A 26,761-nucleotide genomic window follows, 5' to 3' on the forward strand; every position below is an offset into this window, starting at 1 on the left:
TTTAAAACAAAAAAAATGATTTCTTTTGAAATCATTTTACGTTATATCTGTTGCTACTTCAGTTATATTTTCTACTTCTAAATCTTCATTAAATAAATCAATTATATTATCAATTTCTTCCTCATATTCTTGTTGATTCAATTTATACAAAAGAGCATCGTCTAATAATTCTTTCATATCTAGATACAAATTATCTAAAACATAAAAATAACCTTCTTTTATATCCTTTAATTTATCCAAGGATTCTAGTTTTTTACTTACATCTCGAATAATATCTATCTCGTGAACATTTATTTCTTTTATGGATAATAAATATAGTTTAATAGTTTTAATAATTTCTAAAGATATACAGTAAATATCAAATTCCCCATTTTGATTATATAAGTACTGTCTGTATTCTTCAAATCTATTTTCCAAATCTTCATTTAAAGCCGTGAAGGGTGGTTTTAAAAAATCGTGTATTATTAATAAATTTCTTATTTTATCATTTTCTTCTAAGACTTTGTCTAAAATATATAAATTATATGCATCATACAGTGGATCATGTGCATCTCCACAAAACTTTACATTTGCATATTCTAAAAGATTTTTTAAAGATACATAATTCATACACTTCATACCATAATTTATATACTTATCTTTAATATCCACAAATAAATTTTTTATATTGTTTAAAAATCTCGGATGATTATTTTTTTGAGAGCTTAATCTATCTGTATAGTTAAAACAAGTTAAATCTAAATTTCCAAAGGTATAAATTCCTTCAATATCTGAATATATACCAAGCCATGATTTAAAATTCCTCATAACATTTTCATAAGTTGGAGCAGTTTCCAAATCTTTAGTTGTAATATGAGTAAGTTCCTCAATATGAGGAAACACTTCTTGATTAGTTACAGGTTTGATTAAAGATTTAAACTTATCTATTTTTCCACTTTTAGTATCATATTTAATTGCACCTATTGCTATGATTTCTGCTTTAAACCCCTCCCTCTTACTTTTGGAACTTGGCATATTCATTTCAAAATCCATGTAAATTTTCTTCAAAATAATTCCCCTCTCTTTATAGCTATAATTATATTTTATCATAATTAATATAAAGAAAAACCGTTGAATTATTATTTCAACGGTTATTTTATATTTTATTCTTCATCTTCAAATTTATCTAAGAAAGAATGTCTTTTTCCATCTTGCTCCCAGCCTAAAACTGAATCTAAATATACATTTTGAGCCGATCTAAATATGGATTTTTCAACTTCTTGGAAATTATCACCTAAGGATTTAATTAAGTCTTTAATTTCATATCTTTTATTGCCTGTTTTTTTAGCTGCAACCATACATGCACAATTTAGTGGCCATATTCCACTATTTTGAATGAATTTTATAATACTTTCTTCCCTAATATAGTAAAGAGGTCTTATTATTTGTATTCCATCGAAGTTTGTTGAATTAAGCTTTGGAAGCATTGTTTTAAAGTTTCCAGCACATAATAAGTTAAGCATTGTAGTTTCTATAACATCGTCAAAATGATGACCTAAAGCTAGCTTATTACATCCTAGTTCTTCAGCTTTATTATATAATGCCCCTCTTCTCATTCTCGCACACATATAACAAGGGTAATCACTTGCTATCTCATCTGCAACTTCAAATATATTTGCATCAAATAATTTTATTGGTATTTCTAGGTACTCACAGTTATCAATTAGTAATTGTCTTATATCTTTATGATACCCTGGATCCATTGCTATAAATTCCAATTCAAAGTTTACTTGTCCGTGTCTTTTTAATTCTTGAAACATTTTTGCCATAAGTAAACTATCTTTTCCCCCAGATATTGCTACAGCTACTTTATCTCCTTCTTCAACTAATTTATAATCTTTAATTGCTTTTATAAATTTAGACCAAGTGTATTTTCTATATTTTTTTAATATACTTTTTTCAATTTCTTTTAAAGGTTTACGCTCGTCAAAAGGTACTATTATTTGACAGCCATTTCCTGCTAATTCACTCATCTTTTCACCTCATATTCTCTACATATCTATGCATAAAATTAATTTTATCATATTTCATATGTTTTATACAAGCAAGTACTCACGATTTCGAATAATTGGAATAGTATAAAACTAAGATAGAAATATCTAATTCAACAAGGAGGTTTTGACAATATGGATAATACGTCAAGAGGAGTTTCACAAAACTGTGGTAACTGTTTAGCCAGACCATATGTAAATGATCAAGTGCTCACAAAAATATATAATCTTGAATGCGCACTTAAGTACGGTACAATTTTTCCAGAGTTAAACTTATTTAATTCTGAAATGTATAACCCTGCATTATATTCATCACCTAAAAAAAGAGGAGGCAGAAGATAATGACAAGCATGAGTAGAGCTGAACAAATACTCAAAGTCCAAGAGCTTTGTTTTGCATGTTTAGATTTAAATTTATATTTAGATACTAATCCTACAGATAAAAATGCTATCTGTTTATATAACTCACTAGGACAACAGTTTGAACAAGCAGTAAAAGCATATGAAAAAAAATATGGACCTTTGATGAACTTTGGTCATAGTAGTAGTTCTTGTCCTTTCCAGTGGATAGATGAACCTTGGCCATGGCAAAGAGAATATTACGAATAAAAATATTATAGGGGGATTTAATTTATGTGGATATATGAAAAGGCATTACAATTTCCAGTAAATCTACAGAATCAGGATTTGCAAATGGCTAAATATATTTATACGCAGCTTGGGGGACCTAACGGAGAATTAGGTGCTGCACTTAGATATTTACAACAACGATATACTATGCCTACTGGAAAAACAATAGGATTATTAACTGATATAGGTACTGAAGAACTTGCCCATGTAGAAATGATATCTACTATGGTTTACCAGTTAACTGACGGGGCTACTCCAGAAGAAATGAAAAAATATGGTCTAGGTAGCAATTATGCTCAAAATGGGCATGGCATTTTTCCTGCTGATTCTAACGGCGTTCCTTTTAGCGCTTCTACAATAGCTGTTCTAAGTGACCCTGTTACAGATTTACACGAAGATATGGCGGCTGAGCAAAAAGCTCTTGCTACTTACTATCAGTTAATAAACTTAACTGATGATGTTGACATTAAAGACACTCTTAGATTCTTAGCACAAAGAGAAATTACTCATTATCAAAGATTTGGAGAAGCTTTGATGGATGTCTATGAATACAACGATTGTAAAAAAATATTTTAATATTTAATAATATATATTTAAAAGAGGTTGCAAGTAATTTTTTTCACCTGCAACCTTAAATAATTGTCTACATTTTTGATAAAGCACTTATTTTAGTATTTTCCATCAAATCATAAAATTTAAAAATATTTTCTCCATCCTCTTCAATAAAATACTGTAAATGACATATTACTTCTTTAACATATAAACTTTCTTTTCTATCATAATAATCATAATATAAGTCCTTTAAATATTGTAAATAGCATTTATTTACTCTAAGTTTTACATAAACACTTTCTTTAATATTTTTATTAATTTTGTCCAACAAAATAGTATAAACACATCTATATTCTTTATTTAAATTTCTTTCCTTTAGTTTTTCTATTAATAATGACTTAATTCCTTTTGCTGACTCTTTATTAATAAATACATTGATAAAGTAATTTCCTCTACAGTATTTATATTGATAAAAATCAGTTATCTTACACATAATAAATCCTTTCTTTAAAATTTCTTATTAAAGATTATTACCATCATGTACAATGTTTTATACATATTGCCTAACTAAAAAATCCTTAAGCAAATGCTTAAGGATTTTTAATTAATTATTTACAAAGTCCATTATCATACTATCTCCAAGTATGTCTTTAAACTTAATATATTCTTTTTTTACTAATATTATTAACAACTCTCTCAACAAATCAATTACCAATTCTCCATTAAAATCATCTGCTAATGATATATATGGTACTTGAAGAATAAGTTCATTGCTTTTACTAAGTACAAATTTATTTGCTGTATAAGTAGTATTCAAACTATTGATTAAGTTTAATACTTCATTTCTTTTATCTTCTAGTACTAATTTTCCAAAGAAAATATTAATCATTGTATAAGCAGATTCACTTAATATTATTGCTGTCAAACAATTATTAGCATAAATTTCTTGAAAAGATCTAAATAAAACTAGGTTTTCTTTTTCTACAATAGTAAACATATTTCCCATAGATTTTTTCCTTAAGGCTTCCTCTAGTAAAACTTTCTTTACTTGTAGATTTTCCATTATTTCTCCTCCTGTTTTATCCTTGAGTATCTAAAAAAGATAAAATTCCTTGATATATCCCTTCTGCCAAATCTTTTTGGAACTCAGGATTTGTTAATTTTTTTTCTTCTTTAGGATTACTTAAAAAACCACATTGTATTAATATTGCTGGCATATTGTTGCCTTGTAATACGTCAAATGTAAAAGGTGTAACTCCTCTATCTTTCAAGTTCACATATGCTGATACAGACTTTTGTATCAGTGTTGCAAGTTCATCTGAAGCATCATCTGCTCCTACTCTATAAAATGTTTGAACACCTTCTGCTTTATTATCTTGATTACCAGTCATGTGAATGGACACAAAGAGATCAGCATTTTGTTTATTTGCATCTTCTACTCTTTCACTATTAGATAAAGTAGTATCTGTATTTCGTGACACAACCACACTAAGATCCCCTTGAGAAGATAGCCTAGATGATACTAATTTACTTATTTGTAAATCTAAATCTTTTTCTAAAACCCCATTACTTGTTTTATATCCTACGTCTGTACCACCATGACCTACATCAATATATACTACATATTTCTTCTTTTCTGTAATACCTTCCTCTTCTAAATCAAATTGTTTTTCTTTGTTTACTTTGCTAGTATCTTCACCAACTCCAAATACTGCTGTAATAAGGGATCCTACATTTTCCTTTGCTACAGATATCCCAGAAAATACAGTTTGAAAAATTTTAAATAAACCAAATGCTACTATTAATAGCCCTACAGTTACAATAATCAACTTTCTTTTATTTATTCTAGTTCTTTTTTTTCCATGTTTTGCTTTTTTGTTTTGTCTTGCCATAATTTCACCCTTCTTAGCATATTATCCCATATAATGAAAATAATTCTGATAAATTTATTTTAACACCAAGAATGATTCTTTTCAACTTTACAAATCACATATAATATCCAAATATTTTTAAATATCGCCTTTCTCCAACCTTCAAACTTAAAGGATAGTCTAATAAGTCATAAGTATTTTGGCTTATTAAGTAATCATAAACTTCATCTCCAGCAAATAATATTCCCGTGATTATCATTGTATGATATGCTTTACCATCTTTTATTAATTGGACAATATCACCTAGCTCCATTTCTTCATAGTTAGATTCTGCTGCATATGCTCCAAAATTATTTGTATTATCATTGTTATTTCTAGTAAAATACTCAAAAAATGGTTGAGCTGCCGTCCAACTAGGTGTTCTCTTCTTATCACTATACCAATACCACTCTTTCATAACATTGTCACCATAAGGGTCCATTGGAATGCCACCTGCATTTACACATTGAGAAATATAATTAGTACAATTTCCTCCCCACTCTTCATAATCTTGAAATTTAGGATTTCTGCTAAGTGCCCATCCCCTGGCATATTGAGTAGCACCTCTCCTATCATATTCATAAAACATAATTTCACCCCATACTAAAGCACTATTTTTTTTACAATATTTTTTATAGCATAATCACTAAGGTAATTGTAAATTTTATTAAAAGGTATTTTAAATTCAATTAAATTTAAAATTTCTTTATCTATTTCACAAGAAGAAAACGGTAATATTAAATACTCTTGAGTAAAATAAAATATATTTTCTTCATCTAAGCAAATATTCTCTTCAACTATTTTATATAAATTGTCTTCATTATATTTTTGCAATTCTGAAATTAGTATTTTAGCTTGAATTAATATATATTTTTTAAGTATTTTTATATAGTCCACATTTTCCTTAAATAAATGTTTTAAGCTAATATTATTTTTTAATTTAAAATCAAAATTATAACCTTTCAAATAACTTATATCATAAAATCCTGCTAGTTGTGAAAATTCAATAGCCAAACTTATTATGTCATTTGACAAATATCCAACTTGAAATTCTGTAATACTATTAATATGAGTATACTCTTCACTATTTACATTATAGGTATCCTCTACCACATCCATAAAAGTCATTATGTCTTCAAATATAATTTGATTTACACTTTCTATCATTTCATTTTTTATATAATCTTTGTCATTATCCTGTTTATAATATATTTTGGGAAAGTTTATATAGTATTTAATATAATCTTTCTCATATTGTAGAAGTTCTTTTGCAATTACAACCATAATCGCTGCCCTCCCCTTTATACTTTTATATTTAATAATATGAAAATGACTTTATTTTTATTATTTAATATTCAACATAATAACAATAAAAAAAGCTATAACGAAAATAAAATTTTCATTATAGCTACTTATATCAATTAATCAATTATTCTTCTTGCTGTTACATATCCTTTAACATAATATGAAGTTGATAAACTTTCATATCTTACTGTTTTTCCTGGACTTGGTGAGTGAACAAATTTATTGTTTCCTACATACATACCTACATGACGTATGCTATTTGTACCACTGTTAAAGAATATTAAATCTCCTGGTTTTAGATTGCTCTTACTAACATATTTTCCATTTGATGCTTGATCTCTAGAACTTCTGTTAAGATAAACTCCTGCCTTTTTATAAGAGTAGTATGTAAGTCCAGAACAATCAAAAGAGTTTGGCCCTGCTGCTCCATATATATAAGGCTTACCTACTTGTGCTTTTACTGTAGATACTACTTTATCAATCTTTTTGTTAGTTGTTGATGATGTAGGAGGTTTAGTATATGTTACTTTAATATCACCAGAATCTCCTGAATATGTTTTCATATGATCAGAACATACATATCCTGTTGAAGAGTTAGATATTTTTACCTTAGACCATCCATTGCTATATGATTTTATTACTCCTACAACACTACCTTTTTTTATTGTCTTTTTGACACCATAATTTGTTCCAGGACCTTTTCTAACATTAAGAGCAGAACATGTTATTTTTCCTACTTTTTTTATAGTATCCTTATTTTCATTTGATGTTGCTGATGTAGACTTTAATCTTGAGTAATTATTGCTTATATATCTAGTACTACCTTTATATTCAACTTTATACCAACCATTACTGCTTGTAGAAATATATTTAAGCTTAGTTCCTTTAGTCACTGTACCAGCTATAGAATAATCCTTACTTGGACCTTTTCTAATATTAAGAGCTGAACATGTTACCTCCACAACTTTAGTTGTTTTCTCTTGTTGACTTGTGGATCTAACTTCTTTTGCTTCCACATTTTCATTTAAAGCAACTACAGGCACCATACTTGTACCAAGTATCCCCATTGCCATCACTTTTGATATTGCCTTCTTATTTTTATTAAAAATCATACTCCACACATCCCCCCTTGTAACTTATTTGTAACTATTATAACATAGTTTAAATTCTAATTACCACTATTTTACAAAAATAATTTTTTTCTAACAAATATTTACTATAAAATAAGTAGATATTTGTAGTTTACTTTTTGTAACTATTTTTTCTAAAACCATTCAATGTGTATTTAAAAAAATAATAGATAGCTTTATTTAAGGGTAACTTTTCAACATTAATATATATATTCCAAGTCCATAGGGCTGCTTTTATTTTATTATGACTTACAGATGAATTAGATTTTCTATAAGAAGACAAAATCTCATCTATTCCATAGGCAACTACATTATTTTTTAATATTTTTAACCATAAGACATAGTCCTCGTGGTGATAATTTTCAAATTTTATAGGAGTATTAATTTTTAGTCTATCTATCATAACTGTCAAACATCCTATGTCATTTCCTTTTAAAAGTCTATCATAATCTTCATATTCTTTTGCTTTAATAACTTTATTTAAACTTGTACTATTTTCATTTATTAAGTCATAAGCTGTATATGTAAATGAATAATTGTTTTTTAACATAAAATTTATTTGATTTTTAATTTTATTCTCTTTATATATATCATCTGCATCTAAAAATGAAATAAATCTACCTTTTGCTTTTTCTATACCTATATTTCGAGCTGCCCATATTCCATTATTTTCGTTACATTTTATATATTTTATAAATGGAAAGCTTTTAGTATATTTTTTTATTATATTTTCACTATTGTCAGTAGATCCATCATCAATAATTATCATCTCTATATTTTTATAACTTTGATTTAGGACACTTTTTATACATTCTTCAATATATTTTTCACCATTATATACAGGAGTAATTATAGATACTAATTTATTTTCCATATAGATTTTCCCCCCTCTTAATTTAATATATAAAAATAGGGAGAGATTATTATCAATCTCTCCCTATTTTTTCGTCATGTTTTACTTTTGTTATATTTTTATTATTTTATTATATATATTTTACGAAAATTTTTCAAGAAAAGTTATAATGAATAATAATTTTTTTATTTATCTAGCACCTTCACCAGTAAAAATCACCTTGACGGTTTTAAATAATATAGATAAATCTAAAAAAACACTTCTATTTTTGATGTAATATAAATCTTCTTTTATTTTATCTTCTGGAGATATTTCATATCCTCCATGTACTTGAGCATATCCTGTGAGACCAGGTTTAACTACCAGTCTATTAATAAACCCTGGTATTTCGTCATTAAATTCCATAGTTAAAGTAGGTCTCTCTGGTCTAGGACCAATTACACTCATTTCTCCTTTTAAAATATTTAAAAATTGTGGTATCTCATCGATTCTTGTCTTTCGTATGAATTTTCCAACCTTCGTAATTCTTGGATCATTTTTTTCTGCCCATATTGCTCCATTGGTTTCTGAGTTAATCCTCATGGATCTTAATTTATATATAAAGATTATTTTCCCATCTTTTCCCAGTCTATCCTGTTTATAAAATATAGGGCCACCATCTTCTTTTTTAATTAAAAAGCCAAAAACTATTATCATAGGTATAGAAATTACCAGTCCAATTATTGAAATAATTATGTCGAGTATTCTATGATATATTTTAAATAAGAAAGAGTCATTTACTATAGAGTAATCTATGCTTGCTGATATTTCACTACTAAAATTACAAACATCATTTTCAAATTTCTCAACATATTGACCCATCATTGTGCTTATACCCCCCTGTGCACAAACATAATTGTAGTTACCATATTATGCCATTTAACATTCTATTAACATTATAGTTTATAAATTTATTTATATCAACACCTTTAATTTGTTTTCAATGTTTTTCATATTAAATTCATATTGATGTTAAGTTAATTTTAAACATAAGTTAATTAATTTTAAAAAACAGTAAAGGCAAATAGCACTTCCCTTACAGTAAAAATTTAAAATTTTTCTTTTATGGTTCCCCCATTGTACTTTATTTTTATATTAGAAAATTATAACTTATTTGGTATATAAATGCAAAGTATATATCATTAAGTTTTTCTTACTTTTTTGTCATAAATAAAAAGCCTCCCCATTGTTAATCAATGAGGAGACCTTTTATGTTTACATAGCCTCTTTTAAAGAAGAATCTTCATTATTTTCTTTTGTATCTTTAGGACGTGATTCATCCATATTTTTAGAATCATAAACTTTTTTTGATGTACTTGAATTTTCTTCTATTTTAGTTTTATTAATTATTTTTCCTGTTTTATCAAAAGTATAAATATAACCATCTATTTGTTTTTCACAAGATTTATAAGCTTTTCCATCACTACCAAAATAATAAGAATCCTTTTCTTGATTCTTTATCATCTTTCCATTGCTTCCAAAACGGTAATAATCATTTCCTATTTTAACATTTTTGTCAATTACCATTGCACAATTATCATCAAAGTAGTAATAAGTTCCATCTAGACTTTTCTTACCTTTAAGGGCTTGCCCCTTCGTATCTCCTGATTTTTTAAAGTAGTACTTTTTACCAGATACTGTTTGCCATCCTGTTTTCATTTTTCCATCTTTACCAAAGTAATAGTAGCTATTTCCTATTTTAATCTTTTTATTTGCAACCATTACATAGTTCTTGTCAAAGTAATAGTAAGATTTATCGATATATCTCTTATCTTTAACTGCCTGGCCCTTAGCATTTCCTGATTTTACAAAATAATATTTTTTACCAGATATTGTTTTCCATCCTGTTTGTATTGCTCCATCTTTTCCTAAATAATATTTTTTACCAGATATTGTCTTTAAACCAGTTTGCATTCTTCCCTTACTATCAAAGTAGTATCTTTTACTGTCAATAGTATACCAACCAGTTGCATATTTACCATTTGACTTACGATAATACTTGTAACCACTATTTGTATTCCACATATTTCTAAGCTTTATACCATATTGATTAGCTATCCACGCATCATCTTTAGATGTGCTTTTTATTATTACTGTAGCACCAACTCTGATTTTATTGTATAACCACTCTACATCCTTGTTATGCATTCTAATGCATCCACCACTTACATTTTTGCCAATAGAGCTTTCTTTATTATTTCCATGAATCCCATATGTAGTTCCACGCCCATACATATTTAATCCCATCCATCTTTTTCCTAAAGGATTTCTTGGATCTCCTCCAGGAATATTACCTTTATAATATGGTCTGTTTTTAATTTTATTAACTATAGTTGTTTTACGCTGTGGTGTTGGCGTACTTGACTTTCCTGTTGCACATTTAAATTTTCTTACTAAAGTATAATTTTCATAGAAATTCAAAGTATTATTTTTTGAATTGACTATAATTAACTGATGAGTTGCTGCATTTGCTACAGGAACACTCGACGCTAATATCATAACAGTTGCCAATAATATTGTACAAAATGATTTAAACCTTTTTTTCATACTTTTCCCCCCTTGCCTATGATAAGGTAAAATATTATACAATAATATTCTAACATATTTTGGTCCCATAAATGATGACAATTTTATTACACGCTTTTTTAAATTATATGATAAGACAAAAGACTTACAATTAATCCAGATAGTGCGTTTCCTATTAATATCCCACATAGTGCTTCTTTAAACCTCATTCTCAAGATAGATGCTATAGCTGCTGCTGTCCATGTTCCCGTAGTAGGTAAAGGCACTCCTACAAATAAGATAATCCCTATTATGGAGACTGCCTTCATCTTTTTCATACTATCTTTTATTTTATTATCTATCTTATTTAATAGGAAAACAAATATTTTCTTGTCTCTTAAAAATCTCACAATATGCCTATACGCTAACACAAGAGGTATACCAATTAATGTGGAACCAAATACACTTGCAATATATACCCCTATAGGATTTAAACCTAGTGCTATCCCTATAGGTATGGCACCTCTTAGTTCTGTAATAGGAACCATTGATAAAATCATAATTCTTAAATACTCCAATTTATACCTCCTGTAACTAATACCATAGTACCCCCCTTAAATTTACCATTATATTCTTTAGTATAAGTTAAATTTATTACATTTTGCATATTATTCAATTTATCCTATTAATTTCTCATATAAAAAAGCATCTTATATTATATAAGATGCTTTTTGTAACAAATATTTATTTTACATATACGGCTGCACAGTAACCTATAATGTTATTATAGCTTACTTTTAACCACCCATTTTTTTCTTCATATATTTTAATACTTGCCCCAGTTGGCATAGTAGTTAATGTCCTACCATCTAAATTAGGTAATGCTCTAAGATTTAATCTAGTTGTAGTATTACCCAGCTTATAATCTTGTGTGGCTTTTGATGTTAAATATTTTGAACTTACCCATCCTAATTTATCATTATATTTTACTTGTGCCCATGTTTTGTCACTATTATATGATACGATATTTACCTTAGCATTCTTTGGTATTGTGCATATCTTTGTGCTATTAACACTTGAGCTTGTTCTTAAATTTACATTTTCACCTGCATATAATATATTGTTATTGCTTACCTTTTTTAAATAAGATTTACAAACCCAACTCTCTTTTCCATTATAATTAAATTTAATCCAATTACCATACTTGTCAAAACCTAATGGTTTTACTACTACATCTTTAGACAATGCTCCTATTTTATTGTATTTAGCTGACGGTCCTGTTCTAACATTCACTGATGAAGTAGTTATGTAATCTTCATAACTGTCACCTTGTGATGTGATTTTTTCTATGTAAGTAGTACTCACCCAACCTGTTTGATTGTTATAGTTAACTTTAGCCCAATTATTATCACTAGAAAAGTCATTGACTTTAACAGTATTACCTTTGGGTATGGTTAAAATTATTATATTATCAAGAGATGGCCCTCTTCTTAGATTTAATTTTTCCTTTGTTTTATAATCTCCAAGTTTTTTATCAGTTTCATTACTACTTTCAACTTTTTTAATGTATTTTGCGCATATCCATACACACTGGTTATTATATTTAACTTTAACCCAAAATTTATCCTGCGAATACTCTAAAGGTGTTACTATTGTACCTTTTTTTAAGGTTCCTATAGATATGTAGTCTGTTCCTGGTCCCTTTCTCATATTTAAATTATCAGTCAGATGGTACTGAGTCTCCCCTAATTTCTCAGCCTGTGTAAAAATTACACTAGATGATAACGTTGTTCCTATTACTAAAGAACCAAGTATTACTTTTTCAATTTTTTTCATTTGTTTTCCCCCATATTTACAAAAATCTTTCCCCATATTAAAACTTTAACATAATTTACCAAAAAAACCAATATTTCTAATATTTTTTCCTAACTTCAATATAATATATTATCTTTGTTATAATAATTAATTATATGTATAAAAAAATGTATAAAAAAAGAACCCTTCTAGGATTCTTATAATCAAGCAAATCTATAAGCGGAGTTCTGTATTTGATAATCATCTATCTAGGCATATTGTCACCAATATGCTCAAGCGACCTACCTACCGGAGAGTGCGAGCAACACTCTTTTGGTCCTCTTTTGGTCTTGCTCCAGGTGGGGTTTACACGGCTTTCTCAGTCACCTGAGAAACGGTGAGCTCTTACCTCGCCTTTTCATCCTTACCAAGAAAATCTTGGCGGTAATTTTCTGTTGCACTTTCCTTAGGATCACTCCCACTAGGCGTTACCTAGCACCCTGCTCTATGGAGCTCCGACTTTCCTCACGTAGCAAATGCTACCTGCGATTATCTGACTTACTTAATATTCATTTATATTACCATATAAAATTATTTTTGTCAAAACCATTATATTCCAAATACTAAAATAACTTATTTTTCTTAAATATTATTTAAATATTATTTAAAATTAAAATAAAAAATGTATTATTGTAAAAAAAAGAAGTCTTAAAGACTCCTTTTAATACAAACTATATTGCTGCTATTAATCCAACTATTAATGCACTAAGTACACTTACTGTAAAACCACCTATCATTCCTCTGAACGCTAGCTTTGCTAATTGATTTCTTTTTTCAGGACAAAATACAGATATTCCAGATATACATATACCTATAGAACCAACATTAGCAAATCCACATAATGAAACAGAAAGAACTAAAGCTGTTCTTGGATCAAGAGTTTTTATAACTTCTCCCAATTGACCAAAGGCAACAAATTCATTTAATACTAATTTACTTCCAAGTAATTGACCTGCAAGCTGAGCATTATTCATATCAAGTCCCATTAAATATCCTAGTGGTGCAAATAATACAGCAAATATTTGTTCTAAAGATAGTCCAAATATTCCAAGGATACCATTAACAAGCGCAACTAAAGATAGTATTGCTATAAGAGATGCTCCTATACCAAGAACCATATTAAGTCCATCATTTGCTCCTTGAGATATTGCTGAAATTAAATTAGGGTTATCACCTTTATTATCAATTTTTATTTCTTCAGCTTCATCCATTTTTAATTCTTTATCTTCTGGTAACATAAGTTTTGAAACTATTATACTACCTAGAGGAACTAAAGCTCCACCTATCAATAAATATTTCATTGGTATACCCATACCTGAATATCCCATAAGTACTGTAGCTGACATACTACCCATTCCTGAAACTAAAACAAGCATTATTTCACTTTCAGTCATATTTTTTAAGTATTTACTTACTAATATTGGTGATTCAGTTTGTCCAAGGAACATATTTGCAGTAGCAACAAAACTCTCTACTTTTGAAGTTCCAAGTATTTTACCTATTATACCACCTATAACTTTAACAACAGCTCCTATAACTCCTAAATAGTATAATGCTGAAACTAAAGCTGAGATAAAAATTATGTTTCCTAATGTTTGTATTCCAAATATAAATCCTGTTGGTGCTCCACCATCAGCTAAAGATCCAAATATAAACTCAAGACCTTCTCTTCCATAACCTAATATATTAGTTACTACATCTGATACCTTTTCAATTACTACTTGTCCTAAAGGAAATTTAACTAGCAAAAATGCTAATACAAATTGTAACACTAATGCTTTTAATATCATCTTCTTGTCTATCAACTTTTTATTTGAAGAGAAGAAATATAATATACCTAGCAAAAGAATTATACCTATTATGTTTAATAATATTGTCATTTTATCAACCCATCTTCCATATTTTTTGTATCAATTTATTTATATATATTAACACTTCAATCATTATATACTGTACCTATGTATCTTTTCAATATTTTTATACAATTTTCTACATTTTTCTACAACAGTTTTATGGAAAGTAATAAAATTTATATGTTGACAATTTTCAGTAAATTTTGTATCATTACTTCATAAAACAAAATTAACATAACTTAAAGGAGAAAAAAATGAAAAATATGAGTCTAACTAAAAAAACACAATTTAATTTATATTATTTTAGCTATTTTAGATAGATTTGTATTTATGAGATATATAAAATCATCATAGGTACAAATCTAAAAAATTTGTATCTATGATGGCTAGAATTAATTTGTTATGCAAAGCCACATGGATAATCACTATGTGGCTTTTATTAATCCTAGGCCTAAAGCCACATAGTGTATGCTATGTGGCTTTTTATATATTAAAATTTAAATTTGAGGTGTGAAAAATGAATAAAAATAAAGATATAATAATAATTGGTTTTGCCCTTTTTTCTATGTTCTTTGGAGCAGGAAACTTAATATTCCCTCCTTTCATAGGTATGACTTCAGGCAGTAATTGGATAATAAGTTTTTTAGGGTTTGTATTAGCTGATGTGGGAATAATTTTGTTATCAATCAACGCTGTGGCTAAATCTGGTTCTTTCCAAAGTGTTGTTGGAAAGGCAGGGAAAAAATTTGGAGTTGCTCTAGAAGTTATAATGATGCTTTGTCTTGGTCCTATACTAGTTATACCAAGAACAGCAGCTACAACATTTGAAATGAGTATATTACCACTTACTTCTTCTATTAATTCAGTAATTTTTTCTGTTTTATTTTTTGGATTGACGTTTATATTAACAATAAGACCAACAAAAGTTATGGATATAATAGGCAAATTTTTAACTCCAGTTCTTTTAATTGCTTTAGGATTTTTAATAACAAAGGGAATTATGTCTCCTATTGGTCAACTGAATATAAATACTGACAATAACTTATTTGTAAATGGAATTAGCCAAGGATACCAAACTATGGACGCTTTAGGTATAGGAGGAGTTACAACTTTAATATTAACTTCTTTTATAAGTAAAGGATATATTGATAAAAAAGAAAATATATCTATGACTTTAAAATCTGCAATCATTGCTGGATGTGGACTAGTTATTGTATATGGTGGATTAGCATACTTAGGAGCAACAGTTTCAACAGTATACGATGCATCTATTTCTCAAACTGCTTTACTTGTAAATATAACTCATACTTTACTAGGTAAAAGTGGAATTGTATTACTTGGTATAATTGTTGCATTTGCATGTCTTACTACATCTATAGGATTAACCTCTGTTACTGCTAAATATTTTGAAGATGTAACTAATAAAAAATTAAAATACTCTCATTTAGTTACTTTTATTTGTATCTTTAGTTCTATAGCTTCTAACCTAGGTGTAGATAAAATAATAGCTATAGCAGCTCCAATTTTAACTATTATTTATCCTGTATCTTTATTATTGGTAGTTATGAGTACGTTTAACAAATGTTTTTCTAAATCAGCAGTTTTTAAATGTTCAGCTTATATAACTTTATTAATAAGTATATTAAATGTCATTGATAGTTTAGGTATAAATATAAACTTTGTACATAAATTGCCTTTAGACTCCATAGGATTTAACTGGGTAGTACCTGCTATAATAGGAGGCCTTATAGGGAAATTTATAATAAAAAATAAAACAACTAAAAATGATTTAAATAAAATTAGTGCATAAAAAATGGCCAACATATAGTTGGCCATTTTTTTATTTTAATATTTCTATAGTTATATTTTTTATACCCCAGTCATTACAATTTTTTTCTGTTGGCATAAATATATCTATTGTATTTCCTTTTATTGCTCCACCACAGTCCTCTGCAGTAAATACTTTATCTAGCTCTTTTATATAAACCTTTGTTCCATATGGTATTACACTTGGATCTACTGCTATAGTCCCGTATTTTGGAACTGTACCTGTAGCTGTTATTCCGTCTCCAGTATACGCATAAGCCTTAACATTTAAAGTCTTTTCTACATCTTTTGATGCATTATCTGATGTTGTAGTAATATAGTCAGTACTTACCCATCCTGTATTATTTTGTGAGTACTGAATTTCATGCCATCCATTATTTGTTGATAAAATTTCTACTTTTTCATCTTTACCAAGTTTTCCTATTATTGAATATGATGTTGACGCACCACTTCTCACATTTAATGAAGTTGTTATTACTGTTCCTGAAGTAGTATTTTTTGATATATAGTCATCACATGACCATCCAGTTTTGTTGTCGCCATATTCTATTTTATACCATCCATCCTTTGATGATAATATTTCTACTTTTTCGCCTTTGCTAATCTTTCCTAATACTGAGTATGATGTAGAAGCTCCACTTCTAACGTTTAATGAAGTTACTGTAACTGTTCCTGTAACATTTGCTGCATCTGCCTTACTTATTGGTGCAAAAGCTGATACAGTTAACATCATAGCCACTGTTAATGTTATAGTTCTTATTGTTTTTTTTATCATAAGTCTTCCCCCGTTATTGTTTTATTTTAATTTAATCGCTTTCGTTATTGTCGAATTTTGCAATTCCATGAATCTATTTTATTACATTTTTGTAACTTTTAAAAGGTTTTTTTGTGTAAAAGTTACAAACAGGTAACAAACTTCTTTATTTTCTTAATTATTCTATATAAAATCACATAAGCATTTTCAACAGTTTCAGTTGTGTTAGTCTCAAATTATTTTAGTTAGAAAAAATATTTTATTTTTTTAACTTTATTTGTTTTTTAATAAAAAAAGAGAGGATTTTACTCCTCTCTTTTTCCTATATATTACATTAATTAAATTTACACATGACTATTTTACCCTACAAGTCAAAAACTTCATAATTGCATATTAACTTTAAAAGTATTATTAAATAGTAAGTCAATAGTATATATACCCAAACCTACACCTCTAAAACATTTTTAATATATACTATTTTTACTTAATAAATTTATCTATTGCACTATTTAAGTCTTGAAGCACTTTCTCATCTCCAGTTTCTAGCGCATCTACAATACAGTGTTCTATATGATCTTGTAAAATTATTTTCCCTATATTATTAATAGAAGATTTTACAGCTGAAACTTGTATTAAAACTTCACTACAATCTCGTCCATCTTCTACCATTCTTTTTACAGACTCCAAATGTCCAATAGCTCTAGAAAGTCTATTGATTACTGCTTTTGTATTTTTGTGAGAATGATTGTGGTTATGTTCTTTATTATTTTCCATGTTATTAATCTCCCTTCTTCTTAATTATATAGCTATACTTTTCCATTTTCCATGATTAAATCTTATAATAAGTATGAATGATCTTACAGTAATGTCAATAGCATATGCTATCCATACACCAAATAACCCCAAATTCATTATTATTCCTAAAAAATATCCTATACCAACTCTTACACCCCAAATTCCAACTAACGTGGTATACATAGGAAATTTAGTATCTCCTGCTCCTTGTAGTGCACTAGTAAAGATTTGTGTTATAGCAATAAAGCATTGAAAAAGTGCAATTAATCTAAGCACATTAATTACCATAATTTGTACCTGATCAGTATTTGTAAATATTTTTACTATTTGTGGAGCAAATATAAATAAAAGTATACCTATCAATACCATACAAGCAGTAGTTATTATATCAGCTAAATATACTATTTCTCTTGATTTTTCACTATCTCCCTCTCCTAAGCTAATACCAACAAGAGTTGCTGTTGCCACACCGAATCCTAGAGCTGGAATATAAGTGTAACTTTCAATATTCCCTGCAATATTATGAGCAACATAAGCTGAAACTCCAATAGAAATAATCATACTATTATAAACTAATTGACCCAATCTCATTATTAACTTTTCTATTCCTGCAGGTGCGCCAATTTTAATTATAGCTTTTAAAGTATCCTTTCCCTCTTTAATAGCTTCTTTATTAATTCTCACATAAATATTGGACGTTTTAAGCTTAATTAATAATATAGTTACATTTATACACCTAGATATAGTCGTTGCTAAAGCTAATCCTATAATCCCCATATTCATTTTTATAAAAAGTATATTTAATACTATATTTAATATATTAGCGAAAGCAGTGGCAATCATAGGCGTTTTTGTATCCTTTGTTGATCTCAAACAACTAGATAAAATCAATGATAAACACAAAAATATAATTGGAACAGCAACAACTAAATAGTACGGTATAGTAAAGTCTAAAACCTCATTAGTTGCTCCACACACGTTTAAAATCTGCCCATAAAATAATATATTAATTATTCCTACAACTAAACTAATTACAATTCCTAAAAAAATTGATTGTTCCGTAGCTTCTTTAACCTTATCCATTTCTCCTTTTCCAAAATTTCTTGCAACAACGGCACTTGTTCCTATGCTAATAGCTGTAAAAAATACAATAAATACATTCATAATTAAGTTAGTTACACCTATAGCTGCAATAGCATTATCATTGATTTGTCCAGCAAAATAAGTATCTACAGTTCCAAGTAGAGTTTGAAGTATATTCTCTATAATTACAGGAATGGCTAAGGTAATAATAGTTATTATGTTATTTTTATTTTTAAGTAAATAGTTCATAATATCCCTCCCATATCCCCCCTAGGGGGTTATAGAAATTATAGCACTTACTTAAATCGTTGACAATAAAAAAGAAGGTCTAATTTACACTAAATATGCAAATTAGCCTTCTTTTTATTAATTAAAAATACTTAAATGTTTACGCTAACTTCTCTAACTTCGTCTATTTCTTCTTTACTTAATTTAGAAATATAATATGATATTGGTTTATTATCAATAATCAATCCTTTGTTTAAATCCATAAGAGGAATTAATACAAAAGCTCTTTCTTTAATTCTCGGGTGTGGTAAAGTCAACTTTTCATCATCACTTATTATATTGTTAAAAAACAAAATATCCACATCAATAGTTCTTGGTCCCCATTTTATTACTCTTTTTCTATTTAGCATCTCTTCTATTGCATGGCAAACTTCTAATAGTTCTATAGAAGATAATGAAGTTTCTATCTCCATACATATATTTAAAAAATCCTCTTGCTCTGTATATCCCCATGCCTTTGTTTCATAGGTTTTTGATATTTTTAAAATATTAATATTTCCATGTTCCTGAAGAGTTTTACAAGCTTGTCTTAAATATTCTTCTCTATGTCCCATATTAGTTCCTAGACCTAAGTAAGCTCTATTCATCTTTATCTCTCCTAATTTCCACAGCAAAATAATCAAAAATACCATTTACAGGCGCTTCTGGTTTTTTCACTCTCACCATAATAGATTTAATCATAGCGTAGCTTTCTAAAACCTCCCCTGCAATGGCCTCTGCCAAAGCTTCTATTAAATCAAATCTTTTATTTTCTGTTATATCTTTTATTATTTCATATATATCTGCATAACTAACAGATTTTGTTAAATCATCACTTTTGCCAGCTTCCTTTGTACTAAGAAAAAGCTCAACATCTATAAAAAACTTTTGTCCCAATACTTTCTCTGCTTCTAAAACTCCATGATAACCGTAAAAACCTAAATTGCTTAAAATTATCTTATCCATAATTAACCTCTATATATTTTATCTGCAATTTTTGCAGCTTGTAAATTTTCTTTTACATCATGAACTCTAACTATTTCAACACCATCTCTTATTCCACAAACTGTTGTTGCTACAGTGGCTTCAACTCTTTCTCTAGGTTCTCCACCAACTATATTTCCTAAAACAGATTTTCTTGATGTTCCAAGTAAAATTGGATATCCTAGGGTTTTAAGTTCATTTAACCTTTTTAATACTTCTAAATTTTGTTCGAAAGTTTTTCCAAATCCTATTCCTGGATCTAAAACTATTTTTTCTTTTTTCACTCCCGCTTTTAAAGCTTTGTCTATGCTACAATTCAAAAATTCTTTTATACTTTCCATTATATCTTTATCATAGTCTGTTCCTTCTTGATTGTGCATAATGCAAACAGAAGCATCATATTTCCCTATAATATTAGCCATATTTTCATCATAAGTTAATCCCCAAACATCATTAACCATATAAACTCCCAACTTTAATGCTTCTTCAGCCACTTGTGATTTATATGTGTCTATAGATATGGGCACATTAATACTATTTTTAAGTGTTTTTATTACAGGAACTATTCTTTCTATTTCTTCTTCAACTGAAACAAATTTATGACCTGGTCTAGTAGACTCTCCTCCAACATCTATTATATCTGCTCCCTCTTCAATCATTTCTTTAGCATGTTTAACTGCTATTTCCACACTTGTGTAGTTACCTCCATCTGAAAAACTATCTGGAGTAACATTTAAGATTCCCATTATGTAAGTTTTTTTACCATATTCAAACATCAGATTTCTCCTCATATATTAATCAAATTTAATTAAACTCATAGCCTCGCTTCTTGCTAAAGCATCTTTCTCAAAAATCCCTCTAACAGCTGATGTTATTGTTTTACTTCCTGGCTTTTTAACACCACGCATTGTCATACACATGTGCTCAGCTTCAACTACAACCATTACTCCATATGGTTCTAATTCCTCCATAATAATATTGGCAGTTTCCTTTGTGATTCTTTCTTGTAGCTGAGGTCTCCTTGCAAAGGTTTCTATAACTCTTGCTAATTTAGAAAGCCCTGTAAGTTTTCCATCCTTTGGTATATATACCACATGAGCTTTACCAAAAAAAGGAACTAAATGATGTTCACAACTAGAATAAAACGGTATGTCTTTTACTACTACCATTTCTTCATGGTTTTCATTTTTAAACAAAACCTTTAGATGTTCTCTAGGGTCTTCATGAAGTCCGCTAAATATTTCTTCATACATTCTTGCTACTCTATCTGGCGTGCCTATTAATCCTTCTCTATCTGGGTCTTCTCCTATTGCTATTAATATCTCTCTAACTGCCTTTTCTATAGCAGGTTTATCAACTGTTCTTCTTTCCCCCATTGCTTACCTCCAAAATTATAAGTTTTTTAAAATATAGTCTGTTACTTTTATCATTTTTTTATATTTATCAGGTCCACAAACATTACATATTATTTTATATAATATAGGATCTTGAACCTTTAAAGATTTTAGTAACTTTTTATCTTTTGGTAACCAAATATCATTAATAATATAATACATTTTTATGATTTTATTTAAGTACATATAAATGAGAAAATCATATTCAAATTCTTCATACTCTTCTTCACATTTCAGTCTTGATATATCTGATAATAATTGACTAGCATGAAGTCTTTTTTCTTCTTTTGATAATTTATTTGGCCCTTCATTATATTTTTCTTCACATAATGACAAAATTCCTTTTCCAAAATCATTTTCATCATATAATAATTTCCCATCTTTTATGTTTAGAAAAAAATATGTTTTACTTTCTATAAAGTCATAACAACCTTTTATAGAAATGTAATTAAAATCAAATTCTATTTCATCAATCTTTTCAATTTTTCTAATTTGATTTTTTTCTTGATTTTTTATAATAATAAATAAGTCTACATCATTTACTTTAGGATTTTGTTCATAAATTTTTTCTTTACTAGAGCCTACATGAATAATAGACTTAACATTTTTATCTTTCTTTAAATTTTCTATTACTTTTTCAAAAGTACTATAAATATCGTTGTTCATAAACTCCCTCCTAGGAGTAAGAGTACATATTCGTTATGTTTTTGTCAATAATATAAGCTATTTTTCCATTAAAAAACATTTTGTTGTTTTAAAATATCTAATGATTCTTCTATATAATTAAAATCCATCTCAAGTACTACAAATTCTGGTTTTAACGATAAAATATTTTTTAATTCGCCTTCACTTAAATTTCCTTTCAATATACCTAAATGTTCATCTTCAGTTCCATAATTATCATTAAGATGGATTACTTTTGTTTTATTTTTTAATAAGTTATAGTTACTTTTACAAATTAAATTGTGCCCACTGTCAAAGCAAAAACTTATGAATTTATTATGTTCAAATATATACTTAAAATCTTCTACATGACTTCCCAAATTAGAAAAATCTCCTCTTTTTGTATAAGTGTTTTCTATTGTAATATGTAGATTATCCTTTTCTAATAATAATTTATCAAAAAAATCTACTATATTGTTTAAGTATTTTTCTTTGTTTTTACTTAACCTAGTTGTCATAGCATAGCCTAAATGCATATTAAAATATGATACATTTAAAAACTTCAATTTCTCATTTAGTATGTTAATATACTCTATCCACTTTTCCTTAATAAACATAATATCTTCACAAGGATTAAGCTCCATGGGTAAATGAATCCCCACACTTAAATCAAGTTTTTTTATATCATTATCATATTTTATAAGCTCTTCACAATCATAAAGGTTATCAATACCTATCTCTATATGGTTTATTTCTTTATTTTTATTACATATTTCTAAAGCTTCATTTATATTAAATATTAATGAAGATATGCCTACCCTTATATTTTTACCATCCATCATTTTATCCCCTTATTTTATGTTCATGTAATTATAAGTAAAGCTTAGTTTCCATCTTTTTGTCATAAATAGACCAAGTATCTTCTTTTGTTTCTTCTTTTATTTTGTTTATTTTGTTTAAAGAAGCATCAACCGTATCAGCAAAATTTAATATTATTGATTCTTCCATATTAGCTTTTTTAGGGGATCCGTATTCCAGCTTACCATGATGCTGAGTAATGCATCCCTTTATTCTTGTTATAAAATCTTCACCAAAAGGAATATTCAATTCTATAATTGCCCTATCAATCATTTGCACTCCAATAACAATATGACCTTCTAATTCTCCTTCTAAAGTATATTTAAAAGGACCACTATAATCCATTTCGTATATTTTCCCTATATCATGAAGTTTAGCACTTAAAACTGCAATTTCTCTTCTTCTACAATCATATATATCACATAATGTTTTTGTCAAATACATTACGCCTAAAGTATGCTCAGCCAAACCTCCAATATAGTTATGATGCATGCTAACTCCACCTATTCCTCGTTTAAATTTTTCTAAAAATTTCTCATCTTTAAAAAAATAATCATCTAGTATTTTGCCTTGTGGTGATATTATACATTCTCTACTTATGGCTTCAATATCTTCCATAATTTCATCTATATTTCTACTTACAGTTGCAAGATAATCATCAACATTATATTCTTCTATTATTTTAACTTGAAAAACATCTAATATATAATTTTTAACACCTTCAATTTCAATAACTTCACCTGGTTCTAGTTTTACTTTTACAGGAATTTTTGCATTTATATATCCACTTTTATCACTTAATAAATAAAGCATCTTATTTCCATCTTTATATAATTTTTTATTTACCATAAGAGAAATTTTCACACTTCCATCTTTTAAATCTTTAAGATATAATTTTTTTTCTGCCATAATATTTCTCCTTAATTATAAAGTTAGTCATTAAAAAAGCTCTAGATTGAAATATAAACTATCTAATCTAGAGCTTTTCGCAAAAGACATAGGTGATAGCCTAAGCTTTTGACTTATGTTTCTCAAACTTTTTAATACTATCAAAAGGTTAGACAATGCTAGCTTTTACCTAGTTAGTTTGAGATTTTGTTGATATTTAATCAACTATTATTATATTAACCACTAACTTAATTTTAATGCAAAAATAAAAAATATCATAAGTCATATAAATTTATCATAACTTCACGTAAATATATTAGTAAAAATAGACATGCAATTTGCATGTCTATTTTTAAACTATTATAATTCACTAACTATAGTTTTAACTAATGCTAAGAATTCTCCTTGAACTTTTTGAGTAGTTTCTATTACTTCTTCATGATTTAAAGGTTGGTCAAGTATTCCTGCAGCCATATTTGTTATACAAGAAATTCCCACAACTTTAAGTTTACTGTGTGATGCAACTATAACTTCTGGAGCTGTTGACATACCAACTGCATCCGCTCCTAAAACTCTTGCCATTCTTACCTCTGCTGGAGTTTCATAAGTTGGGCCTGAGAAAAATGCATACACACCTTCTTGAACTTTTATATTTAACTTATCTGCACATTTTTTAGCTAGTTCAACATATTCTTTTGTATATGCAGATGACATATCTGGGAATCTTGTCCCTATTCTATTATCATTAGGTCCTATTAAAGGATTGTTTCCAGATAAGTTTATATGATCTTGTATTATCATTAAGTCTCCTGGTTTAAAATCTTTATTAGCACCACCTGCTGCATTAGTTACAAATATAGTTTCCACACCTAATTCTTTCATTACTCTTACTGGGAAAGTTATCATTTCCATTGAGTATCCTTCATAGTAGTGGAATCTTCCTTGCATTGCTACAACAGTTTTTCCTTGTAAATTACCTATAACTAATTGTCCTGCATGACCTTCTACTGTTGATACAGGGAAGTTTGGTATTTCATCGTATTTTATTTTTATAGGATTTTCTATTTCATCAGCTAATACTCCAAGACCTGATCCTAATATTAATCCTATATTTGGTTTTATTTCTGTTTTTGAATTTATATAATCTACTGATTCTTTTATTTTAGTATATAAATCTTTCATTGTTTCACCTCATATGTCTTTATTAAATTAATAATAATTTTTTATTATAAATCTATTTTACCCATTTTCTTTTTTTCTTTCAATCTATTTCCAAATAAAGTTTTTATATATAATTTATATAGCAACTACTGCTCCAACTATTAAAGCACTTAATAAACTTACTAAGAAACCACCTATCATTCCTCTAAAGGCAAGTTTTGCAAGTTGATTTCTTTTTTCTGGACAAAATACTGATATTCCTGATATACATATACCCATTGAAGATATGTTGGCAAATCCACATAAAGATATTGTCATCATAAGACCAGCTCTATAATCTAATCCATTTATTATTTGTCCTAATTGGCCAAATGCAACGAACTCATTTAATACTAATTTACTTCCAAGTAACTGAGATGCAGTAAATATTTCTGCCTTATCTAATCCCATTAAGAACCCAAGAGGATAAAATACATAAGATAGAATTTTTTCTAGAGAAAGGCCTACTGCTCCTAAGGCTCCATTAACAAGAGCAACTAAAGATATAATGGCAATAAGGGATGCCCCTATACCAAGAGCCATATTAAGTCCATCGTTAGCACCTTGGGAAATAGCTGATATTAAATTGGCATTATCACCTTTATTATCTATTGTGACTTCATCACAAACTATTTCTGTTGCTATAGGTTCTGCAATTTCAGCCTCTATAAGAGTGTCATCGACATTAGTAATATCTTCCTTTATATTGGCTAATTCTTCTTTTTTATTTTCTGGTAGAAGTATTTTAGAAACTATAATACTTCCAAGAGGAACCAATGCTCCACCTATTAATAAGTATTCCATTGGTATACCCATTCCTGCATATCCCATAAGAACAGTAGCTGACATACTTCCCATACCAGATATTAATACAAGCATTATTTCACTTTCGCTCATTCCAGGCAAATATTTTGATACAAGAATTGGTGATTCAGTTTGTCCTAGAAACATATTTGCAACAGCAACAAAACTTTCAACCTTGCTAGTTCCAAGTACTTTACCTATTGCTCCACCTATTACTTTAACAACAGCACCTATAATTCCTAAATAGTATAGCGCTGCAACTAAAGCAGAAATAAATATAATATTTCCAAGAACTGATATTCCAAATATCATTCCTGTAGGAGCATTTGAATTAGATAATGATCCAAATACAAAGTTTAAGCCTTCTCTACCATAACTTAATACATTAGTAACAACATCAGATACTTTTTGAATACCTATTCTACCCAGAGGGAACTTTACTAATAAAAAAGTTAATATAAATTGCAATACAAGAGCTTTTAATATCATCTTTTTATCTATATTTTTCTTATTGGACGAAAATAAATATAGCCCACATATTACTACCATTATTCCTATAATATTAATTAATATCGTCATCTTAT

The 26,761-nt window shown here is 28.0% G+C and carries 30 protein-coding genes and 1 other RNA gene; 4 read left to right on the plus strand and 27 right to left on the minus strand.

Going from position 1 to position 26,761, the window contains the following annotated elements; all coding sequences use genetic code 11:
• Positions 1-36: 36 nt before the first annotated feature.
• On the minus strand, positions 37-1,047 hold the full coding sequence (locus tag JW646_RS03145; RefSeq protein WP_074918417.1) for a 3'-5' exonuclease: 1,011 nt from the start codon (positions 1,045-1,047) through the stop codon (positions 37-39).
• Positions 1,048-1,142: 95 nt separating this feature from the next.
• The gene (locus JW646_RS03150; RefSeq protein WP_074918419.1) at positions 1,143-2,012 is read right to left on the minus strand and encodes a tRNA 2-thiocytidine biosynthesis TtcA family protein; all 870 of its coding nucleotides are present in this window, start codon (positions 2,010-2,012) and stop codon (positions 1,143-1,145) included.
• A 153-nt stretch (positions 2,013-2,165) separates the two neighbouring features.
• On the opposite strand from JW646_RS03150, the gene JW646_RS03155 reads away from it, so the two are divergent.
• The 3 genes from JW646_RS03155 to JW646_RS03165 are packed head-to-tail and all read left to right on the plus strand — an operon-like array spanning position 2,166 to position 3,235.
• Entirely contained in the window at positions 2,166-2,372 is a 207-nt protein-coding gene (locus JW646_RS03155) for a spore coat associated protein CotJA (RefSeq protein WP_148557897.1), read from the plus strand.
• On the plus strand, positions 2,372-2,638 hold the full coding sequence (locus tag JW646_RS03160) for a spore coat protein CotJB (protein WP_148557898.1): 267 nt from the start codon (positions 2,372-2,374) through the stop codon (positions 2,636-2,638). Before JW646_RS03155 ends, JW646_RS03160 begins: the two co-directional genes overlap by 1 nt.
• Positions 2,639-2,662: 24 nt before the next feature.
• Positions 2,663-3,235: a manganese catalase family protein gene (locus tag JW646_RS03165; protein WP_148557899.1), complete on the plus strand. Its 573-nt coding sequence runs from the start codon at positions 2,663-2,665 to the stop codon at positions 3,233-3,235.
• Between the two features lie 67 nt (positions 3,236-3,302).
• Here the strand turns inward: JW646_RS03165 and JW646_RS03170 are convergent, their stop codons facing one another.
• From JW646_RS03170 to JW646_RS03230, 13 genes are all read right to left on the minus strand, one after another.
• Positions 3,303-3,704 (minus strand): hypothetical protein, encoded by a 402-nt coding sequence (locus tag JW646_RS03170; protein WP_228416589.1) that lies wholly within the window; start codon positions 3,702-3,704, stop codon positions 3,303-3,305.
• Positions 3,705-3,815: 111 nt separating this feature from the next.
• Positions 3,816-4,274, minus strand: coding sequence for a hypothetical protein (locus JW646_RS03175; protein ID WP_074918427.1), 459 nt, complete (start codon positions 4,272-4,274; stop codon positions 3,816-3,818).
• A 16-nt stretch (positions 4,275-4,290) separates the two neighbouring features.
• Positions 4,291-5,103, minus strand: coding sequence for an N-acetylmuramoyl-L-alanine amidase family protein (locus JW646_RS03180; RefSeq protein ID WP_228416590.1), 813 nt, complete (start codon positions 5,101-5,103; stop codon positions 4,291-4,293).
• A 94-nt stretch (positions 5,104-5,197) separates the two neighbouring features.
• On the minus strand, positions 5,198-5,710 hold the full coding sequence (locus JW646_RS03185) for an amidase domain-containing protein (protein WP_148557901.1): 513 nt from the start codon (positions 5,708-5,710) through the stop codon (positions 5,198-5,200).
• 14 nt (positions 5,711-5,724) lie between these two features.
• Positions 5,725-6,405 (minus strand): hypothetical protein, encoded by a 681-nt coding sequence (locus JW646_RS03190; RefSeq protein WP_228416591.1) that lies wholly within the window; start codon positions 6,403-6,405, stop codon positions 5,725-5,727.
• Positions 6,406-6,542: 137 nt separating this feature from the next.
• A complete protein-coding gene (locus tag JW646_RS03195; protein WP_228416592.1) occupies positions 6,543-7,538 on the minus strand; it encodes a C40 family peptidase in 996 nt (331 codons plus the stop codon).
• A gap of 130 nt (positions 7,539-7,668) precedes the next feature.
• Positions 7,669-8,430, minus strand: a complete 762-nt coding sequence (locus JW646_RS03200) for a glycosyltransferase family 2 protein (RefSeq protein WP_228416593.1) — start codon at positions 8,428-8,430, stop codon at positions 7,669-7,671.
• A gap of 168 nt (positions 8,431-8,598) precedes the next feature.
• Complete coding sequence (locus tag JW646_RS03205) at positions 8,599-9,273, minus strand: sugar transferase (protein ID WP_139216771.1); 675 nt, start codon at positions 9,271-9,273, stop codon at positions 8,599-8,601.
• A 390-nt stretch (positions 9,274-9,663) separates the two neighbouring features.
• Positions 9,664-10,995 carry an N-acetylmuramoyl-L-alanine amidase family protein gene (locus JW646_RS03210; protein WP_074918434.1) on the minus strand — a complete coding sequence of 444 codons (1,332 nt, stop codon included), beginning with the start codon at positions 10,993-10,995 and terminating at the stop codon, positions 9,664-9,666.
• Positions 10,996-11,093: 98 nt separating this feature from the next.
• Complete coding sequence (locus JW646_RS03215; RefSeq protein WP_228416594.1) at positions 11,094-11,531, minus strand: COG2426 family protein; 438 nt, start codon at positions 11,529-11,531, stop codon at positions 11,094-11,096.
• 166 nt (positions 11,532-11,697) lie between these two features.
• The gene (locus tag JW646_RS03220) at positions 11,698-12,789 is read right to left on the minus strand and encodes an SH3 domain-containing protein (protein ID WP_074918436.1); all 1,092 of its coding nucleotides are present in this window, start codon (positions 12,787-12,789) and stop codon (positions 11,698-11,700) included.
• A 179-nt stretch (positions 12,790-12,968) separates the two neighbouring features.
• Positions 12,969-13,312: RNase P RNA component class A (gene rnpB, locus JW646_RS03225), an RNA gene on the minus strand.
• Positions 13,313-13,478: 166 nt separating this feature from the next.
• Positions 13,479-14,687 (minus strand): NupC/NupG family nucleoside CNT transporter, encoded by a 1,209-nt coding sequence (locus JW646_RS03230; protein ID WP_228416595.1) that lies wholly within the window; start codon positions 14,685-14,687, stop codon positions 13,479-13,481.
• A 490-nt stretch (positions 14,688-15,177) separates the two neighbouring features.
• Between JW646_RS03230 and brnQ the strand changes: the two genes are divergently transcribed.
• Positions 15,178-16,470: a branched-chain amino acid transport system II carrier protein gene (gene brnQ, locus JW646_RS03235; protein ID WP_228416596.1), complete on the plus strand. Its 1,293-nt coding sequence runs from the start codon at positions 15,178-15,180 to the stop codon at positions 16,468-16,470.
• A 30-nt stretch (positions 16,471-16,500) separates the two neighbouring features.
• On the opposite strand, the gene JW646_RS03240 is transcribed toward brnQ, so the two are convergent.
• From JW646_RS03240 to JW646_RS03295, 12 genes are all read right to left on the minus strand, one after another.
• Positions 16,501-17,262, minus strand: coding sequence for an SH3 domain-containing protein (locus tag JW646_RS03240; RefSeq protein ID WP_228416597.1), 762 nt, complete (start codon positions 17,260-17,262; stop codon positions 16,501-16,503).
• A gap of 459 nt (positions 17,263-17,721) precedes the next feature.
• The gene (locus JW646_RS03245; protein ID WP_074918440.1) at positions 17,722-18,015 is read right to left on the minus strand and encodes a metal-sensing transcriptional repressor; all 294 of its coding nucleotides are present in this window, start codon (positions 18,013-18,015) and stop codon (positions 17,722-17,724) included.
• 24 nt (positions 18,016-18,039) lie between these two features.
• Positions 18,040-19,368: an MATE family efflux transporter gene (locus tag JW646_RS03250; protein ID WP_228416598.1), complete on the minus strand. Its 1,329-nt coding sequence runs from the start codon at positions 19,366-19,368 to the stop codon at positions 18,040-18,042.
• Positions 19,369-19,499: 131 nt separating this feature from the next.
• The gene (gene folK, locus JW646_RS03255) at positions 19,500-19,994 is read right to left on the minus strand and encodes a 2-amino-4-hydroxy-6-hydroxymethyldihydropteridine diphosphokinase (protein WP_074918443.1); all 495 of its coding nucleotides are present in this window, start codon (positions 19,992-19,994) and stop codon (positions 19,500-19,502) included.
• Complete coding sequence (gene folB / locus JW646_RS03260) at positions 19,987-20,352, minus strand: dihydroneopterin aldolase (protein ID WP_074918445.1); 366 nt, start codon at positions 20,350-20,352, stop codon at positions 19,987-19,989. Before folB ends, folK begins: the two co-directional genes overlap by 8 nt.
• A 2-nt stretch (positions 20,353-20,354) precedes the next feature.
• Positions 20,355-21,146: a dihydropteroate synthase gene (gene folP, locus JW646_RS03265; protein ID WP_148557912.1), complete on the minus strand. Its 792-nt coding sequence runs from the start codon at positions 21,144-21,146 to the stop codon at positions 20,355-20,357.
• A gap of 18 nt (positions 21,147-21,164) precedes the next feature.
• On the minus strand, positions 21,165-21,746 hold the full coding sequence (folE, locus tag JW646_RS03270; RefSeq protein ID WP_074918449.1) for a GTP cyclohydrolase I FolE: 582 nt from the start codon (positions 21,744-21,746) through the stop codon (positions 21,165-21,167).
• A gap of 15 nt (positions 21,747-21,761) precedes the next feature.
• Positions 21,762-22,430 carry a hypothetical protein gene (locus JW646_RS03275; protein ID WP_228416599.1) on the minus strand — a complete coding sequence of 223 codons (669 nt, stop codon included), beginning with the start codon at positions 22,428-22,430 and terminating at the stop codon, positions 21,762-21,764.
• A 68-nt stretch (positions 22,431-22,498) separates the two neighbouring features.
• Positions 22,499-23,266, minus strand: coding sequence for a TIM barrel protein (locus JW646_RS03280; RefSeq protein ID WP_083399344.1), 768 nt, complete (start codon positions 23,264-23,266; stop codon positions 22,499-22,501).
• Between the two features lie 31 nt (positions 23,267-23,297).
• Complete coding sequence (locus JW646_RS03285; protein WP_228416600.1) at positions 23,298-24,194, minus strand: 3'-5' exoribonuclease YhaM family protein; 897 nt, start codon at positions 24,192-24,194, stop codon at positions 23,298-23,300.
• Positions 24,195-24,533: 339 nt separating this feature from the next.
• Positions 24,534-25,355, minus strand: coding sequence for a purine-nucleoside phosphorylase (locus tag JW646_RS03290; protein ID WP_228416601.1), 822 nt, complete (start codon positions 25,353-25,355; stop codon positions 24,534-24,536).
• 114 nt (positions 25,356-25,469) lie between these two features.
• The gene (locus JW646_RS03295; RefSeq protein ID WP_206924683.1) at positions 25,470-26,756 is read right to left on the minus strand and encodes a NupC/NupG family nucleoside CNT transporter; all 1,287 of its coding nucleotides are present in this window, start codon (positions 26,754-26,756) and stop codon (positions 25,470-25,472) included.
• Positions 26,757-26,761 lie beyond the last annotated feature (5 nt).

This window comes from Terrisporobacter hibernicus, from assembly GCF_020809405.1.
Classification (GTDB): Bacteria; Bacillota; Clostridia; order Peptostreptococcales; family Peptostreptococcaceae; genus Terrisporobacter; species Terrisporobacter petrolearius.